The organism is Arthrobacter sp. TE26545, assembly GCF_056279005.1.
Map to the genome: position 1 here is coordinate 880,795 of NZ_JBWBQM010000001.1, position 17,244 is coordinate 898,038.

Sequence of the window (17,244 nt, forward strand, 5' to 3'; positions counted from 1 at the left end):
TTTGTGCGGTTTTGCCAGAGCCAGGCGAGAAACAGAGGCAAGGATTGGCTCGTTCTTGTCATACGCACCGAGTACCCTGGCGCAGTGAACACATTTGACGGGGGAACGGTGGCGGAGCAGCTGCCGGAAGGTCTGTACGAGTCGTTGAAGACCGACTCGTTGGAGAGCCAACTGAGGGCCGCGCCAGACCTTCAACCTGGCTTCCTGGAAGTTGCGGAAGAAGACGCCCCGGACATCCTCTCAGGGCACGTTGCCGACGTCGTCCGCGACGCGTTGGCTGCGGCCAAACCTGGCGAGCGCGTAGCCCTCGCCAACCGCCTCCTCGGGGCACTCAGCCACGAGGACCGGGTCGCCGACGGCCCAATCCAACTCCTCTCCCTCCACCGTCCCGACGCACTGAAAAGGCGCCAGCTTCGCCGCCCCACCACGAGGCTGAGTGACTCGGCCCTTCTCACCAACAGCAAGGACGACCCTAACCTCGCCGCAGAACTTCGGGCCGAAATCGAGTCGGCCAACACTGTGGATCTCCTCTGCGCGTTCGTTCGCTGGACGGGCCTCAGGCTCCTCCAGCCGGCCCTTGAACAGCTGACCGACCGCGGGGTGAAGCTGCGGGTCATTACCACCACGTACATGGGTGCCACCGAGCGGCGCGCCATCGACGAACTTGTCAACCGATATGGCGCCGAAGTGAAGATCAATTATGAAACCCAGGCCACCCGCCTTCATGCGAAGGCCTGGCTGTTCCGGCGTCACTCGGGATTCGACACGGCCTACGTCGGCAGCTCAAACCTGAGCCAGGCGGCCCTGCTGGACGGTTTGGAATGGAACGTCCGTCTGAGCTCCGTCTCCACACCGGCGCTGTTGAAGAAGTTCGAGGTCACTTTCGATAGCTACTGGGAACAGCGAGCATTCCAGAGCTACGACCCCGAACGCGACGGCGACAAACTGGACGCGGCCCTGGAACGGAATGGTGGCAAACGCACGGCAGCACCGGACGCGGGAACCGGACTCGAGGTACAGCCCTTCCTGCACCAGGAGGAAATGCTCGAAGACCTTGAGGCAGAGCGGTCCAAGGGCTTCAACAGAAATCTTCTGGTCGCGGCAACAGGCACCGGCAAGACCATCATCGCCGCATTGGACTACAAACGCCTGTATGAGGCCGCAGGACGGGATCTCAAGTTGCTCTTCGTCGCTCACCGGCAGGAGATCCTTAAACAGTCGATGCGCACGTACCGGGACGTCATGCAGGACGGTGCTTTCGGCGAACTCTACGTCGGCACCCACAAGCCGTCCGAGTGGAAGCACATCTTCGCATCCGTCCAGTCCCTCAACTCGCTCGGCGTTCACGAGCTGGAACCGGACTTCTTCGACGTCGTGGTCATTGACGAGTTCCACCACGCCATGGCCCCGACGTACCAGGCCCTGATGGATCACCTGAAGCCGCAGCAGCTGCTGGGGCTGACCGCGACGCCGGAACGCGGGGACGGCGTCGACGTCGCCCAGCAGTTCTTCGAGGGACGCACGGCAAGCGAGCTCCGTCTCTGGGACGCCCTGGACGCCGACCTTCTGGTGCCGTTCCACTACTTCGGCGTGTCCGACGACGTCGACCTCAGCCAGGTCGAATGGAAGCGAGGCAACTACGACACCGCGCAGCTGGACCACCTCTACACGGGAAACGATGCCCGCGCCGCGAAAGTGATCCGCGAGCTGCGGGACAAAGTCACCAGCACCGAGGACATGCGCGCCATCGGCTTCTGTGTGTCGGTTCAGCACGCGCATTACATGGCGGCCGTCTTCAATCAGGCGGGAATCGCTTCGGTCGCCGTGGACGGGACAACCGACGACGCCGAACGAGCACTCGCGCTCCAACGGCTCCGTGAGCGCGCGATCAACTGCATTTTCGCAGTGGACCTTTTCAACGAAGGTCTGGACCTGCCTCAGGTGGACACCATCCTGATGCTGCGGCCCACACAGAGCTCGACCGTCTTTCTGCAGCAACTTGGACGCGGCCTCCGCCGTGCGGACGACAAGGCAGTGTTGACGGTCCTCGACTTTATCGGCCAGCAGCGCCGTGAATTCCGCTTTGACCTGAGGTATCGCGCGCTCACTGGCTATGGCCGGAAGCAACTGGAAAAGGCAGTGGAGGAGGAATTCCCGTTCCTTCCGTCGGGATCGCAGATCGTGCTCGACCGGGTTGCCCAGAAAGTCGTCCTGGACAACATCCAGGATCAGCTGAAATTCACGAAGAAGCAGCTGGTCCGGGACATCGCGTCCCACGGTGAGACCGACCTCGAAGCGTACCTTCATGCATCCGGCAACGAGTTGAAGTCCATCTACCGGTCCACCAGGGATTCCTGGACCGGTTACCTACGCCAGGCGAATCTCATCGAAGGATTCTCGCCGTTCGAGGTGGTGTTGAAGGACCAGCACTTCAAGTTGTCCGATTCCGCGGAGAAGAAGCTCCTCGGTCGCATGGCCGCGCTGATCCATGTGGACGATCCCGAACGTGCGGAAGCATACGCGATGCTTGTCGCCGCGGATGCGCCCCGCTACGCGGAACTCGGGTCCCGGGATCAGACCTTTGCCCGCATGCTCTTCTACACACTTTGGGACGATGCGGGCGGCTTTGGGACCTACGACGCCGGACTGGACCACCTGCGCGGCTACCAGTTTGTGTGCAGCGAGATTCAGCAGTTGGTCAGCTTGGGCGCCGCGTCGTCCAGGCACGCGGCCAAGGGGCTCGGGGCCGGTCTGCAGCACATCCCGCTGCTCTCGCACGCGACGTACCGACGTGAGGAAATCCTTGCGGCGCTTGGGTACGGTTCCCTGGACCTGCGCAAGAACGTGCAACACCGTGAGGGTGTGGCTTGGTGCCCGGAAACGTCGACAGATGCGTTCTTCGTCACCCTCAACAAGGACGACAAGAAGCACTCGGCCACCACGATGTATCGCGATTACGCAATAAGCCCTGACCTGTTCCACTGGGAATCCCAGAACAGCACGTCCCCAAGCAGCCCTGTCGGGAAACGCTATTTAGATAGGTCTAGCCACGGCTCGCAAATCGTACTGTTCACACGGGACACGGCAGACGACGAAACTGGACTAACGGTCCCATACACCTGTCTTGGTCAGGTTGATTACGTCCAGCATTCAGGTGAGAAACCAATTTCGATCACCTGGAAGCTGCACCGGCCGATGCCGGCGGATGTGTACGCGACGGCGGCCGCTGTGGCCCAATAGTCGCGCTATTCTTGGCGCGGATAGAGCAGTGATCGGAAGATGGGCCCCTTATGAGATGAAGTACTTCCAGTCCAATGAGTCCTTCATATCGTTGGCGCCGTCTCTGTTGATCGAGAGCCAGGAACGGGAGTCCCCATCTTCGACCCCCCATCCGAACGCCCGCTCAACCTCGTGTCTTGAGGGCTGGTCACCATAGGTGACGACAAAGACGGTCGGTTTGTCCGTTCGCTCGGAAAACTCGGCTCTCAGCATGTCATTGACGCAGGTATCCCGGAATGAGTAGCCGACAACCAGCCAGTGGTCAGACGCCGCAAGACCCTTGGCAAACACTTCGTACGCAACCGAAAACGGAAACTCGGTGACATGGGCAGACTTGTCGCGTTGATTGGCCAGCACGACAACTGGCCGTACATTTGTCGTGCGCTGCCTGATCGCCTCCCACTGATCGTAGGATGAAAGCGCAGCTGTATCGATCTTGGCGAAGATGGTTCGCTCCATGTTTGACCAGTAAGTCAGAGACCCATGGAGGTGAAGCAGCCGCACGCGATTGCTCGGGAAGGCAGAAGCTGAGGTTCGAAGTGCGGGCACATCGATCTTCTGGCCGCCACCGGTGATTGTCGACTTCTTATAGCCGTGGCCCATGTCTGCAAGGTCCTTGCCAGGTACGGTTGCCAAAAGGGCAGATAGAAGAAGAGTGTCATAGTTGAGGTTGCCAAACGCGATGTTTCCTTCGAAAGCGGCGACGATCGCTTCAACGAACTCTTGCAACCTCTGGGTGCCGTTCCCTCGTGATCTTTCAAAGATCACTTCTAGAACATGGCTCAATCCTTCGTCCCTCACCTGCTCGGCGAACTCGCGTACCTGTTGAATTGCATTGCGGAGATCGTCATCCTGTGGGGAAACCAGAGCAGCAAGTTCTCGAAGGTAGGCCAGCGTCCTGCTTTCAGCTCCGAAAGCTCCCACAAGCAACTCGAAATCATCATCACTCTTTGCGCCTTCCGGCAGCGCACGCTCTGCTATTTCCTTCATCGCAGCAACGACGTCAGATCCGCCGTCAGTTGCACTGCCGATCCGATCGACCAACTCCTGGGTTATGGTTCTCAGATTCAGGTTTGGGTTTACGGCAACACTGAGCCCGTTTCCGACCAGTACAGCTGCGTTTCTCTTGCCCCCATTGGAGTGCATCCCTATCCTTCCGTTCGGTGCGTGACCCTAATTCCAAGGTGCGGCAATTCTGTCATCTTCTGCAATTTCGTCCGAATAGTGACTTCGACAATTGGGGGCCGGCCTTTCCTGCGGTCCTACCACCATCAGTTCCCCGACAATGTCATCAAGGTTGAGAGGAGCTCGTTCCGATGCTTCTTTTCCTTCCTTTGGTGCGATATCAATCGCACCATGAACGTGATGGTGGCCGGCCCACGGGAGCTTTCCGGATTTTCGCTCAGCTGTCCTACTGGGAGTGGATGCACAACTGCACTTACCGCTCCACGATCCGCCCCGCCAAATACTCCGCATCCAGCCCGACGCCGCCGAGGATCGACGAGTAGTGCCCACTCAGCCACGGCAGCCCCACGGCAAACAACCCGGGATATTCGGTGACGCCGCGCGAGTGCCGGGGGTAATCCCATTCATCCAGGACGGGAATGTCCACGATTCCTAGGTCGAGCTTGTAGCCGGTCGCCCACAGGACCGTGGTGATATTCTCCCCGGCCAGATTCAAGCGTGGCGAGGTAGGCTCAGGCAACCAGTCATCCACCCTTGCCGGCTCCGCCGGAGGCGCGGAAATCCCGGCAGCCGAAATGAAGGCATCAAACAGGGGCTGCATCCGCTGACCGAACCCCGTCTCGACGGCAGCCAGGCGCTCGGGGAGATCGTCCGTGAAGATGAGTCCGCCGTCGTCGACTCCATCCAGGTGACCGTGCAGCCGCATGCCCTGGCGGCCGAGATCGCGCAGGTGGATAGCGTGGCCGCCGTCGGTGCCGGAGAGCAGCGGGTTGCAGGCGAAGCGCGCCGCGGGGGAGGGCAGCTGCTCCGTCCTGAAAGCGTTCAGCCCGTACTCGGGCCCGTGGATGCCGAGGTTCAGGATCCAGTGGAGGATGTCGTGCCCGCGATAGCGGCGGGGTGCTTCCGGGCAGCTGGACACGGCCAGGTGGACCTGCCGGCCGGCGGAGTGCAGTTCTTCCGCGATCTGACCGCCCGACTGCGCGGTCCCCACAATCAGGACCTCACCGTCGGGCAGCTGGCCGGGGTTGCGGTACTCGTGCGAGTGCAGCTGGAAGATGCGTCCGGGAATGGCGGCGGCGAGGGGCGGGACCTTGGGTACCTGGTACGCGCCGGTGGCCAGCACCACCTTGCGTGCCCGCCAGGTTCCCTCGGACGTTTCGACGCCGAAGCCGCCGTTCGCGGGCGAGATGCGCGTGACGTCGGCGCCGCTGCGGACCGGCGCGCCGATTGCCTGGGCGTAGTGCCGGAAGAGGGTCACGACCTCGTCGCGCGGCATGAATCCCTCCGGTTCGGGACCGTCGTACGGCATGCCGGGCAGGTCGATCGAGAAGTTCGGGGTGTTCAGGTAGAAGCCGTCCCAGCGGTCCTGCCAAGCGCCGCCGAGTTCCGGACGACGGTCGAGGAGCACGTGTTCGACCCCGGCCCGGCTGAGCCAGTAGCTAAGGGCCAGTCCGGCCTGGCCGGCACCGACGATGAGGGTGTCGGTTTGCTGTGTTTCAGAGTTCGGCATGGCTGATTCCTTCGGCCCGTTCCCAATGTGCGTGCAGGAGGATGGCGAGACGCTCCGGTTCGATGCGGTGCGGTGGATCGAAATGGTGGCGTTCCTGGAACACTTCTGTCCGCGGATCAGGGAAGACTGACGACAGGCGTTCGATGATCTCGCCGAAGTCGTCCGGGTTGCTCAGGCCACCCAGGACCATGAGCACCGGTTGCCGGAACGCCGCCAGCCTCTTGCGGTCCAGCTCGTAGCTCCGGAAGGTCTCCATGAACGCCCGGATACCTGCCGGCCGCTTGGCCATCCACGGCGGCGGGTCGCCCGCGGGCGGCGCCGGAAGGACGACGTCAGGCCTGACCGCCAGCCTCATGAACCCGGCCATGAACTGCTCGGGCAGCAGGGAGTCCAGCGCCTCGTATTGTTCCCAGAGCCGGGTGTGGGCCGGGCTCCAGTCCCAAGTGCCGGCCCATGCGGGTTCAAGGAGTGTCAAGCTGAGCAGGCGCGCGGGTTGTTTCGCGGCGAAGGCAAGGGCAGCGGCCCCGCCGCCCGAGTAGCCCACCAGATGGAAGGTGTCCCAGTGACGGGCGTCGGCCTCGCGGAGGACGCCGTCGATCTCGGTTTCCAGGCTCCAGCCGGGTGGAGGGGCGTCGCCGGCGTAGAGTTCGAGGTCTTTCGCGACGGCCTGCACCTCCGGCCCCAGGGCTTCGATCAGGGCACCGTAGGCCGGCTGCGCGGGCAGGACGCTGCCGGGCAAGAGGATGGAACGGGTGAGCTCCATGGCTGAACTGTACGCCCGGGGGTGGTGATGCGGGAGGTGGTCGGGCAAGGCTGAACCGCGAGATACTGAGATGAAGGGCTGTGGATAACTTTTTTCGAGAATGTGACAGATCCGTTATTCTCGAATTGGCACCCTTTTCCACTGTCTAGATGAATTCGCTGGGGATCTCGATGACTGAACGCTCCTTTTCCTTTGCCCGCGGCCGAGTTGTCGCCGCACTCGTAGGAGCCGGCCTCTTGCTCTCGGCGTGCCAGGGTGGAAGCCCGACGCCGGGTAACTCGCCGACCGCTTCAAGCAGCTCAGCTTCACCTTCAGCGAGCCCGACGCCCACTCCGTCGGCGAAGTACCTTCCGGCTTCGGCGAAGGGCAAGGCTCAAAACGTCCCGGTTCCTGTTAAGCCGGCCCTGGCGGATCAGAACTCGAAGGCTGGGCTCGAAGCGTTCACGAAGTACTGGTTCGCGCTGCTGAGCTACGGGTATGAGACTGGTGATCTCAGGACCTGGTCGTCTGTAACGTCGAACGCGTGCAGTTTTTGTTCCAACCTTGAGAAGGGCGTTAATAACGCCAACAAAGATGGTCGCTGGGCCGTTGGCGGACGCTTCACGCTGCCTTCAGTGAAGGCTGAATTTGAAAGCGCGAATTCCACACAACAAGTTGTGGTCCAAGTCATTCAGTCAGAGATCAAGTACTTCAAGGCCGGCGGGACAACCCTCCGGGAACCAACACCTGCATCAAATTCGGGGTCCCTGATCGTTGCCAAATACGAAAGCGGGGCTTGGAACGTGGTGGACCTTGGGCTTCTATAGAAAGCTGATCCTGGCTGTTTCACTCGTGTTGATCTCCGTTCTTGGCTCAAGCGCTCCTGCCCTAGCAGAAGGAACGGGGGAAGCCACCGAACCAGCCCAAGGGGAAACAGGAACCGACACCGAACTCGGCTGGGCACCTAACGGCGCCCTCGCAAAAGTTCGGTATGTCAAGGATCCAAACGGTAAGGGCTACATCCAAGCCCCGCCTGGCTATGTGGACGAAGACCCATATCAATACAAGTACCTACCGCTGTGCGACATTGATCGTGGCGGATTGGACACTGGCTGTGAACGGCTAGCTGTGAACTGCGAGCCGCGGACGCCTGGCGGCAAGCGCGGAGAGCCGGTTCAGTGGCAGTTTGCCCCGAAATCCATCGAAAATCCCATCTACTCGGACTGGCAGCCGCAAGGCGGCCCGAGCTGTATCTACGACCCGGACCCCGAAGATGTCTTGAGGGCCATCGCGGCACGCATCGGCAACGACTTCCGGAGGTTGCCGATCCAGCCTGCGAAGGTGACCGTCCAGCCCGGTCCGCACACCCTCAAGGGGATGGAAACGAATGTCTTCGCTGCGGCAGACGAGCAGGCGTTCGACGTCGTGATCCTGGGGCAGAGCGTCCACCTGGAGGCGACGCCGGTCGAATACACCTACAACTACGGTGATGGCACGAGCTTCGGCCCCACCATGTTTGCCGGCGGCTCGATCGCCGAGGACGAATGGGGTACCAGGACGCGCACCAGCCATGTCTACAAGCAGACCGGCGACTTCCGGCTCGGCGTAACCACCAGCTTCCGCGGGACCTATTCGGTGAACGGCGGGCCTTCGCTGCCGATCGTGGGGACCGGTCAGTTCGCCTCGCCGGCGCAGTTGGTGAATGTGTGGCGCACCGAGACGCGCCAGGTCGCCGAGAACTGCGTCGAGAACCCGGCTGGCTGGGCCTGCCCAGGCAATTGAAGTTCAGTCCCGAAGGGTGCGGTTCTCCGCCCGCTCCCAGTGCGTCCGCAGCATTCCGGCGAGCCGTTCGGGCTCGATCCGGTGCGGCGGGTCGAAATGGTGCCGTTCCTCGAACACTTCCATGCGGAAGTCATGGAACACCTTCGACAGCCGTTCGGCCACCTCTCCGTAATCCACCGGGTTGCTGAGTCCGCCGAGCGCCAGGAACACGGGGCGCCGGAAGGAGGCCAGCCGTTCGCGGTCCAGTTCGTAGTTCTTGAAGGTACGCATGAACGCCCTGATCCCCGCCGGCCGCTTGCCCATCCACTGCGGCGGGTTGCCGGGCGGCGGAGGCGGCAGGACGACGTCGGGCTTCACGCCCAGCCGCATGAAGGCCGACATGAACTCATCGGGCGGAAGCAGGTCCAGTTCGTCGTATTCCTCCCAGAGCTCGGCATGCGCCGGGCTCCAGTCCCAACTGCCCGCCCAGGCCGGTTCGAGAAGCGCCAGGCTTTCCAACCGCTCAGGATGCTTGGCGGCAAAGGCGAGGGCAGCGGCGCCGCCCCCTGAATATCCGAGCAGATGGAAGGTGTCCCAGCCTCGGCCGTCGGCCACGCGCAGCACGCCGTCGATCTCGTCGTCCAGAGTCCAGTCCGGCGGGGGAGCGTCGCCTTCATAAAGCTCAAGATCCTTGGCGACGGCGTCGACATCCGGCCCCAGCGCCTTGATCAATTCGCCGTACGCCGGCTCCGCGGGAAGGACACTGCCGGGAAGAAGAATGACCCGTTTCGGTTCCATGGCAGAACTGTACGCTCGGGCGCTCCGAGGGCGATACAGGAAGCGATAGCAACCTCTAGCCAATCCCGCAAGACAAGAGGAAACTTTCAGCCAGCGGGTCCCGTTCCGGGGCTCTCAGCAGAAGGGTTGATTGATGTTCAAGAGACTTGTCGCCTCTTTGGCGGTCATGGGAACTGCTCTATCCGCACTCCTGATCGGCGTCCCTGCCGCCCAGGCCAGCACGGGTGGAACGCCCGACGGCGAGCTGCATCCCAGCGTAGGCATGATCGTCTTCTATCAGGCGGACGGCCGCTTCCGGTGCAGTGCCACCCAGGTGTCCCCAACAGTTATCCTCACCGCCGCGCACTGTACTTCAGGAACCCTCGGGCTCACCCTCGTGACTTTCGAGTCGGTCATTGCCGAACAACCGCCGTCGGGGATTCCTGCAGCCGCGGATCCGAGCGTCGGCTACACGGCCGCCGACCTCGCCGGGCAGATCTACGGCACCGCCTACGCGCACCCCAACTACTCGAATTTCACTGACCTGAAGAACTGGAACGACGTCGGCGTCGTGGTTCTCAGCCAGCCGCTCGACCACGCGACGTCGGCCCTGGCCCCCGCCGGACGGCTCGACCAGATCCCGACGGGCAGCCTCAGCAGGACGATCTTCACCGGCGTCGGCTACGGCACCGAAGTCCGGAAGCCAGACAGCGGACCACAGAAGCCCAGCCCGATGAGTTACCCGCTCATCCGTCGCTACTGGGAAGTCCCCGGACAGAAGCTCACCCCGCAGATCCTGCAGGTGAACGGCAACCCGAACGACGTGCGTGGAACCGGCGGCAGCTGCTTCGGTGACTCAGGCGGCCCGCTGTTCCTGGACAACCAGATCGTAGGCGTAACCAGTTACGGCTACACCGCCAACTGCCGCTACCTCGACGGCTACCAGCGCGTGGACATTCCGGTGGTGCAGGACTGGCTGGCGACGTTTGGGGTGACCCCGTAGAGGAACGGGCCTGGGGGGCGCGGGACGGATTTTCGCAAACCACTAGCCATACGCCCAAACCTCTGTAGACTAGACGGTGTTGTTGTGTTTGGCATTTGGTAGTTCAGGCAGTTCCCGCGGCTCACCGCCCGCGACTTCTGAAGTAACGGTGGAGAACACCCCACACCGGAGGCCCGACAGTCGGGACAACCCTCCACCTTCAGTAAGGAACTGAAAAAATGGCTACAGGTATCGTCAAGTGGTTCAACGCCGAAAAGGGCTTCGGCTTCATCTCCCCGGAAGATGGCAGCCAGGACGTTTTCGCCCACTACTCCGCAATTAACTCCTCGGGCTACCGCTCCCTCGAAGAGAACCAGAAGGTTTCCTTCGACGTCGAGCAGGGCCCCAAGGGTCCCCAGGCAGTGAACATCCAGGCCATCTAGGTTTAGGATTCAAAAAAGCAGGGCCGGTCGATTGACCGGCCCTGCTTTTTGTTTTCTGTTGCTTTGAGCGTGATATCCACATAGCCCGGATTGCTGGTGTTGCCAGGGAGAGGGTGCTCATAGCGTGGTGGAACGACCACGACGTCAGGAGCATGATGAAAACGCAGCTTGCCGCATTGGCAGTGTCAATCACGTTCACTCTCGCCGGTTGTGCTTCCCCGAGTGCGCCGGAGCCAAGGCCAGCCACCAGCGCGCCGGCGGGGGAGAGCACGGCGAGCAGGGCGCAGTCGGGAACTGCCAGCCCGACAGACAAGCCACTTTCAGAGCAGAAGGTGAAGGGGAAGGCACAGGCCCTCTCCGCACGTGAACTTTGCGGAGAATGGCAGGGCATCTTCGCGGTCTTGTTTCGGGCTCGGTGATGGCCGACGACCTCGTGATGCGCACCTTGGACATTTCAGCCCGTGCGCCGAAGGAGCTGAAAGCCGAATCGACTTCGGCCGCCCACGCAATCATCTACACCATGGCAAACAAGAAACTCGGGGACGATCTCAGCAGCGCCGAGAAGGTTCTTGTGCAGCTTCGCGTAGCCTGCATGGTCGAAGCCGAGCTAGATATCCTGCTCAGTTAGCTTTTGCCCCATGGACGCCCGCGAACGCCCCGCCGTCGAGCTTCGAGTTAGCATCACCGACACGGATCCGCTCAACAGGAAGTAAGACTTGTTGAGAGCACCTCGGGACCACGATCAGCCGCGGTAGGCCCTATTCGCAGCCGATTCCGTCACCATCTCTATCCAGACCGTAAATGTCGCTCCCCACGACTCTGACCGGTCCCTGGACATAGGCCGGACCGTTTCCGCTACCTCCGGCGCAATCAACATCCGATGCAATCGGTACACATGCCCCCGTATAGTTCGGATCGCAACTGGACTGCTGCGCCTGCTGTTGTGCGGCCTGTTGCTGGGCTGCGGCGGCCGCAGCTGCAGCTGCAGCTGCTTGAGCGGCAGCAGCTTCTGCGGCCCGCTTCTCCGCTGCAGCGCGTTCTGCTGCGGCCTTCTGTGCTGCCGCCTTTGCTGCAGCTGCCTTCTGTGCGGCCAGTTTCTCCGCTGCCGCTTTTTGCTCCGCGGCCTTCTTCGCTGCGATGAGGGCCGCGGCTGCCGCGCGTTCATCCATCAGTTTCTTCGAAGCCGAAGATTCCATCCAGACAAGCATGCCCGCCTCGTCCATGGTGCAGACGTAGTCCTCTCCGCCTTGCTGCTCCGTTGCCTTCTCGCTGGTACATGCAGTGAGTGCGAGGCTTGTTTCGCTCGGACTGGCGGATGCGCTTGCTGATTGGCTGGTGGAGGAAGAGAGATCTGCCGGCGCGGACACCGGTGCCTTTGGTGCACACCCGGCGATTAGCAAGGCCAGCGTCCCAAACGCAATGGCTGCTCGTAGGCGCCCGCTGGTTTGCCCGAACACGCCGTCGGCGTGATTGAGATTCAGACGTGACGCGCACGCCGTTTTGCCCGCGCGAAAGCGCAGTTTCTTGGTATTCATTTATGCCCCCGTGGTTCGACACTGAACGTGTGCGCAGAGCGTAGCAACTGCGGCGTGGGCGGGGAAGAAGGCACCTGTAAGTCGGAGTGCCGTACTGCTTCGCGCTACCGTAGGGGGCGAAAGACGGGACTCAACTCCGGTGGTTATTTGCTCAGTGCGCCCGGGCAGCCTACCCCGTCTGGATTCTCCAGGCAGTTCTCCGCGTAGAGGTGTGTTTCCGTGCGCCAAACACTCATCGGAACGGCTGGGCTATTGACCTGGGCGGTTCCGATGATCGGGATCCAGGGACCGCCGTCGACCGAATATTCGCCCGTGTACGTCGTGGTTACCGAGATGCCGTAGTCACCGGTGCTCGTGTACACATGGCTGGTGCGTGTCTCGGAGTCGAGTTCGGCCTGGTCCGGGCGCAGCGGTCCGCCTTGGATCGTGAACGTTTTGGTGGTGCCGTCGCCGTAGTTCCAAGCGAACGACGACGGATGTGCACGCACGCTTATGACCTTGCCCGCCAGGCGGGGAGAGAAGCCTTGGTCGCCGATCTCGGCATAGACGTTTGTATGAGCTCCCTTGAGCGTGTGCCGGCCAGGCTGGGTCACGATCGTCGCGGGCTTCAGTGGCAGGGAACGGAATTCTGCGAGAGTGAATGGCCGGGCGCCGGCTGAGGCCACGGCTGGGTCACCGGGGTACTTGCATTCCGCCGGACCGCTTCGAATCCAACGTGCTGGGTCGGAACCGGGGACTGGAACCATATATTGCATTAGGAGTCCGTCTGGCTTTTCAGTGCATTGCTGCTTCTGGGCCAGTAGGCACGAAACGTTTCCGGATCCGTCAGACTCGAAGCAGGCCCGCTCCCAATAGGGCTGTGGCCCCTTCGCCGGTGCCGCGGCGGGGGCATCCTGCTTGTCTTGGACGGGGTTGACAATGCCGGTGCATTGGCTAGCTGCGCCAGAGTTGGCCGTCGAGCCGTTGAGGCCTGCGCCGACAACCGTGGTGGGGGCTTGACCGGGTGGGCATGGATTCGGATTAGGTGCATCAGCTGCATGTCCTGGCCCAATCAAAACCAAGCACAGAGGCGCGAACAACGCCAGTCCCGCGACAAGGGTGAGGGGATGTCTTGGCCTGAATTCCCTACCCACTATCTTGAGCCCCTGGGTTTACCGAGTTCGACCACTTTCCACGCGCCGGATTCGAACTTGGCAATCATTTCGATTGGCGCTACGGAATCGTTGGCGGCGATGGTCTGGATGGGCTTGGCGGGAGCCCCGTAAACAATGAGCTCATCCTGGTGATATGTCACCCAGGCAGACACGGCTCCGTCGGCCATGGGTTCAAAGTCGGTTTCGAAAAGCGTCAGTGTGCTCTTTCCACCTTCGGACCAGTGCCCCTTTGAATTGATGGCACGGACGTCGTTCACGACCGCATTGCAGGTGCTGCATAAGGGTCCCTGGATCTTCGCCGCTGGTTTGGTGTCGCCGGTTTCGTAGGCGTAGCTCGTCAGGCTCATCCAGTACTTTGCGAAAGCCTCGAACCCCGCCTTGGTGTTGGCCGTCGCCGCCTCCGGCAGCTTCGGCACCGGGATGTTCCGTGCCGGTCCCGTGGATGACGCCGGGGTTGGCTTCGAGGCGTCCGGCGTTGGCGATTCAGAAGAGACCGTTGGGCTAGGCGAAGGAGCAGGGGACGAAGATCCCTGGCATGCTGTCAGCGCCAGCAGACCGGCAACAAATGCGGCGGCAATGGGCGCAAGATGGTGCAATTTGAGAGTCACGTGGACATCCCCCGAGTCGGTGTGGCTGTGGCGTTGAAGCCCGTTCCTACCGACTTTACAGAATTGTCACACGGCTTTTCGGGTTATCCACAGAGATCACGGGCCCCGCGACCGCGGCTGAACCCCCGGTCCCCAGCCCCCGCACCGTCCATCCGGCGGCTTCCCATGCTGACGCGTCCAGTACGTTCCGGGCGTCCAGCACAGTCCGGCGTCGTACGAGCTCGCCGACGGCGACAGGCGACAGCGAGCGGTATTCCTCCCACTCGGTGAGCAAGAGAACCAGTTCGGCGCCCTCGAGGGCACGCGAAACCGAGGACTCGAAGCGCAGCTGCGGGTACCGCATCCAGGCATTGTTGATCGCCTTCGGATCGGTGACCGTCACGTGGGCGCCGGCGGCGGCAAGCTGCAGGGCGACGTCCAGGGCGGGGGAGTCGCGGATGTCGTCGGTGTCCGGCTTGAACGCCGCACCCAGCACGGTGACGGTGCGGCCGGAGAGGTGCCCGCGGCATAGCTCCCGCGCGACCTCCACCGTGCGCGCACGCTGGCCCAGGTTGACCGAATCGACCACGCCCATCCAGTCGTCGACGGACGGCACGTCGAGCGCCCGCGCCTGGGCCCGGAAGGAGCGGATGTCCTTGGGCAGGCAGCCGCCGCCGAAACCGAGACCGGCGTGCAGGTACCGGTTGCCGATCCGCGGGTCCAGGCCCATCGCCTCGCTGAGTTCAGACACGTCCGCACCGGAGGCGTCGCACAGTTCGGCCATGGCGTTGATGAAGCTGACCTTGGTGGCGAGGAATGCGTTCGCCGCGGACTTGATGAGCTCCGCTGTCGCGAAGTTGCAGATGAGCCGCGGGATGCCCGCGCTGATCAGCGGCGCGTACACGGCGTCCAGCACTTTCGTCACCGGAATACCGGCGGCGGATGAACGGCCGCCGGACACCCCGTAGACGAGCCGGTCCGGCACCAGGGAGTCCTTCACCGCGGTGCCCTGCCGCAGGAACTCGGGGTTCCAACCCAGCAGCACATCGGGACGGCGGGCCAGGACGCCGCGGAGCATGTCCACCGTGCCGACCGGAACAGTGGACTTGCCCACGACGACGGCGCCCTGCGCCAGGTGCGGCAGCAGGCTCTTCGTGGCTGCGATCAGGTATGACAGGTCCGCCATGTCCGAGGTCTTGGACTGCGGGGTGCCCACGCAGAGGAAATGCAAGGCTGCGCCGGCGGCGTCCTCGAACTCCGTGGAGAAGCTCAGCCGCCCGGTGGCGAATCCGTCGCGGAGCAGCTCGTCCAGGCCGGGCTCGTGGAACGGCGCGAAGCCCTTGTTCAGGTGCGCCACCTTCTGGGCATCCACGTCGATGCCCACCACGGTGTGGCCCATCGAGGCGAGGGTAGCCGCATGCACGGCACCGAGGTAGCCGCAGCCAATGACGGAGATTTTCATGAGGCAAGTCCTTTGCTGGAAGTCAGGGGCGGCGCCGGGATGACAGGTGCCGGGGATACATGCGCCGGAGGAACGGGCACCGGAGCAGCAAGAGGCAGTTCCGCCAGTTCCTCGCCGGCGATCACGGATTTGTAGTGACGCACTAGTTCGGAGCTGAGGGCGGGCCACGTCCGTCCCTGGACCGACGCGAGGGCCGCCGCTCCGAACGCGCGGCGCTTGGCGTCGTCGCCCATCAGGTCCTGGACGTAACCACGGAGCTGGGCGAGGTTCCCCGGCTCATACAGCCAGCCGGTGCGGGAGTTCTCCACGAGATCCAAGGGGCCGCCGCGGCCGGTGGCCACCACGGGCACACCGGAGGCCATGGCTTCCTGGATGGTCTGGCAGAAAGTTTCGAATTCGCCCGGATGGACGAACAGGTCAAAGGAGGCCACGGCCTCAGCCAGGGCGTCGCCGCCCAGGAAGCCCGTGAATACCGCGCCGGGCAGGGCGGATTCCAGCGCGGCGCGCTGCGGTCCGTCACCCACAATCACGAGCCGGGTGCCAGGCAGGTCCGCGAGGACGGCCAGGTCCTCCACCTGTTTCTCGACGGCGAGCCTGCCGACGTAGCCGATGATGCGTTGACCGTCGGACGCCACCGAGGCGCGCCACGCCGTCGAACGCTTCCCGGGGCTGAAGCGCGCGGTATCCACACCGCGCCGCCACATGCCCACCCGCAGGATCCCGCGGCCGCGCAGCTGGTTCAGCGCGAACGTGGACGGGACCAATGTCCGGCTGGCCAGGAGGTGGATGTTGTCCACCCGGTTCCAGGCCCAGTTCTCCAGGAACGGCACGCCGTAGCGCCCGGCGTAGCTGGGAACCTCGGTCTGGTAGATGGCAACCGTGGGGATGCCGAGCTGGTGTGCGGCCTGCACGGCGCGCCAGCCGAGCACGAATGGGGAGGCGAGGTGAACGACGTCGGGGGCGAAATCGGCAAGGATTCGCTTGACCCGACTCACACCACCCAACGCAACCCGCACATTCGTGTACCCGGCCAGCGGAACCGACGGAAGCCGGTGCACATACGCACCCTTGACGACGCTCGAAACATCAGTGTCCGACGTCGACGGCGCAATCACCATCACCTCGTCCCCACGCTCCTGCAGATGCTCCAGCACCCGCAGGATCGAGTGGGTTACCCCGTTCATCAGCGGCAGGAATGATTCGGCGACGATTGCGATCCTCACCCCTCCACGGTGTGCGCGGCGGTTGGCGGCGCGGGGGAGAGGGCGTGACGGTGCGGGAAAACTTTGGTTAACAGATGCCCGACGACGGCGGCAGGCACCGCCGTGGCTTGTCAGCCCTCGCCGTTCACTGTGGGCCTGCGGCGTCCCGCGCCTGCTTCAGGTCCTTCCGGAGCCCGCGGTTGTCCGCCCTCAATTCGCGATTGTCTTCGGTCAGCCCGCGGTTATCCTCGGTCAGCCCGCGGTTCGCAGCTTCCAACTCCAACACCAACTTCACCCCGGCAAGGTTCAGCCCCTCATCCAAGAGTGCCCCGATCCGGCGCAGCGTCTTCAGGTCGGCTTCGCTGTATCGCCGGGTGCCGCCGCCGGTCCTGTCCGGGGTGAGTAGTCCCTTGCGTTCGTACAGGCGCAGGTTCTGCTGCCCGGTGCCCACCAGTTCCGCCGCGACGGAAATGGCGTAGACGCCCAGTGCGTCCCGTCCATCCCCGTTGCCGGAGGCGTCGCGCTCTTCGGCGCGCGGACCGCCGTCGTGCTCCCCAGCGGACTTTCCGCTGCCCAAACCCGCCATGGAACCCTCTCAAGAAAGAAGAAAATCTTCTTGCACCAC

General features: G+C 63.0%; 16 protein-coding genes. 6 read left to right on the plus strand and 10 right to left on the minus strand.

Annotated elements, in window-relative coordinates; all coding sequences use genetic code 11:
• Positions 1 to 120 precede the first annotated feature (120 nt).
• On the plus strand, positions 121 to 3,240 hold the full coding sequence (locus ACZ9CK_RS03935; RefSeq protein WP_476050853.1) for a DEAD/DEAH box helicase: 3,120 nt from the start codon (positions 121 to 123) through the stop codon (positions 3,238 to 3,240).
• Between the two features lie 48 nt (positions 3,241 to 3,288).
• On the opposite strand, the gene ACZ9CK_RS03940 is transcribed toward ACZ9CK_RS03935, so the two are convergent.
• The 3 genes from ACZ9CK_RS03940 to ACZ9CK_RS03950 form a co-directional block, all read right to left on the minus strand.
• Positions 3,289 to 4,425: an SIR2 family protein gene (locus ACZ9CK_RS03940; RefSeq protein ID WP_476049307.1), complete on the minus strand. Its 1,137-nt coding sequence runs from the start codon at positions 4,423 to 4,425 to the stop codon at positions 3,289 to 3,291.
• A 292-nt stretch (positions 4,426 to 4,717) separates the two neighbouring features.
• Complete coding sequence (locus ACZ9CK_RS03945; protein ID WP_476049308.1) at positions 4,718 to 5,974, minus strand: flavin-containing monooxygenase; 1,257 nt, start codon at positions 5,972 to 5,974, stop codon at positions 4,718 to 4,720.
• Positions 5,961 to 6,737 carry an alpha/beta fold hydrolase gene (locus ACZ9CK_RS03950; protein ID WP_476049309.1) on the minus strand — a complete coding sequence of 259 codons (777 nt, stop codon included), beginning with the start codon at positions 6,735 to 6,737 and terminating at the stop codon, positions 5,961 to 5,963. The genes ACZ9CK_RS03945 and ACZ9CK_RS03950 overlap by 14 nt, the downstream gene beginning before the upstream one ends.
• Before the next feature lie 170 nt (positions 6,738 to 6,907).
• On the opposite strand from ACZ9CK_RS03950, the gene ACZ9CK_RS03955 reads away from it, so the two are divergent.
• On the plus strand, positions 6,908 to 7,543 hold the full coding sequence (locus ACZ9CK_RS03955; protein WP_476049310.1) for a DUF6318 family protein: 636 nt from the start codon (positions 6,908 to 6,910) through the stop codon (positions 7,541 to 7,543).
• Complete coding sequence (locus ACZ9CK_RS03960) at positions 7,530 to 8,498, plus strand: hypothetical protein (RefSeq protein WP_476049311.1); 969 nt, start codon at positions 7,530 to 7,532, stop codon at positions 8,496 to 8,498. The genes ACZ9CK_RS03955 and ACZ9CK_RS03960 overlap by 14 nt, the downstream gene beginning before the upstream one ends.
• A gap of 3 nt (positions 8,499 to 8,501) precedes the next feature.
• Here the strand turns inward: ACZ9CK_RS03960 and ACZ9CK_RS03965 are convergent, their stop codons facing one another.
• Positions 8,502 to 9,275, minus strand: coding sequence for an alpha/beta fold hydrolase (locus ACZ9CK_RS03965; RefSeq protein WP_476049312.1), 774 nt, complete (start codon positions 9,273 to 9,275; stop codon positions 8,502 to 8,504).
• Between the two features lie 133 nt (positions 9,276 to 9,408).
• Here ACZ9CK_RS03965 and ACZ9CK_RS03970 point away from each other — a divergent pair, with 133 nt between their 5' ends.
• The 3 genes from ACZ9CK_RS03970 (at position 9,409) to ACZ9CK_RS03980 (ending at position 11,307) form a co-directional block, all read left to right on the plus strand.
• Positions 9,409 to 10,257: a trypsin-like serine protease gene (locus ACZ9CK_RS03970; RefSeq protein ID WP_426302455.1), complete on the plus strand. Its 849-nt coding sequence runs from the start codon at positions 9,409 to 9,411 to the stop codon at positions 10,255 to 10,257.
• A 218-nt stretch (positions 10,258 to 10,475) separates the two neighbouring features.
• Entirely contained in the window at positions 10,476 to 10,679 is a 204-nt protein-coding gene (gene cspE, locus ACZ9CK_RS03975) for a transcription antiterminator/RNA stability regulator CspE (protein ID WP_074586232.1), read from the plus strand.
• A gap of 379 nt (positions 10,680 to 11,058) precedes the next feature.
• Positions 11,059 to 11,307: a hypothetical protein gene (locus ACZ9CK_RS03980; protein WP_476049313.1), complete on the plus strand. Its 249-nt coding sequence runs from the start codon at positions 11,059 to 11,061 to the stop codon at positions 11,305 to 11,307.
• Positions 11,308 to 11,437: 130 nt separating this feature from the next.
• Here ACZ9CK_RS03980 and ACZ9CK_RS03985 read toward each other — a convergent pair whose 3' ends face one another.
• From ACZ9CK_RS03985 to ACZ9CK_RS04010, 6 genes are all read right to left on the minus strand, one after another.
• Positions 11,438 to 12,214: a hypothetical protein gene (locus ACZ9CK_RS03985; protein ID WP_476049314.1), complete on the minus strand. Its 777-nt coding sequence runs from the start codon at positions 12,212 to 12,214 to the stop codon at positions 11,438 to 11,440.
• 143 nt (positions 12,215 to 12,357) lie between these two features.
• Positions 12,358 to 12,702, minus strand: a complete 345-nt coding sequence (locus tag ACZ9CK_RS03990) for a hypothetical protein (RefSeq protein ID WP_476049315.1) — start codon at positions 12,700 to 12,702, stop codon at positions 12,358 to 12,360.
• A gap of 644 nt (positions 12,703 to 13,346) precedes the next feature.
• Positions 13,347 to 13,976 (minus strand): DUF6318 family protein, encoded by a 630-nt coding sequence (locus ACZ9CK_RS03995; protein WP_476049316.1) that lies wholly within the window; start codon positions 13,974 to 13,976, stop codon positions 13,347 to 13,349.
• A 55-nt stretch (positions 13,977 to 14,031) separates the two neighbouring features.
• Positions 14,032 to 15,417 carry a UDP-glucose dehydrogenase family protein gene (locus tag ACZ9CK_RS04000; protein ID WP_476049317.1) on the minus strand — a complete coding sequence of 462 codons (1,386 nt, stop codon included), beginning with the start codon at positions 15,415 to 15,417 and terminating at the stop codon, positions 14,032 to 14,034.
• Positions 15,414 to 16,640 carry a glycosyltransferase family 4 protein gene (locus ACZ9CK_RS04005; RefSeq protein ID WP_476049318.1) on the minus strand — a complete coding sequence of 409 codons (1,227 nt, stop codon included), beginning with the start codon at positions 16,638 to 16,640 and terminating at the stop codon, positions 15,414 to 15,416. Before ACZ9CK_RS04005 ends, ACZ9CK_RS04000 begins: the two co-directional genes overlap by 4 nt.
• 124 nt (positions 16,641 to 16,764) lie before the next feature.
• Positions 16,765 to 17,205, minus strand: coding sequence for a MerR family transcriptional regulator (locus tag ACZ9CK_RS04010; protein ID WP_476049319.1), 441 nt, complete (start codon positions 17,203 to 17,205; stop codon positions 16,765 to 16,767).
• Positions 17,206 to 17,244 lie beyond the last annotated feature (39 nt).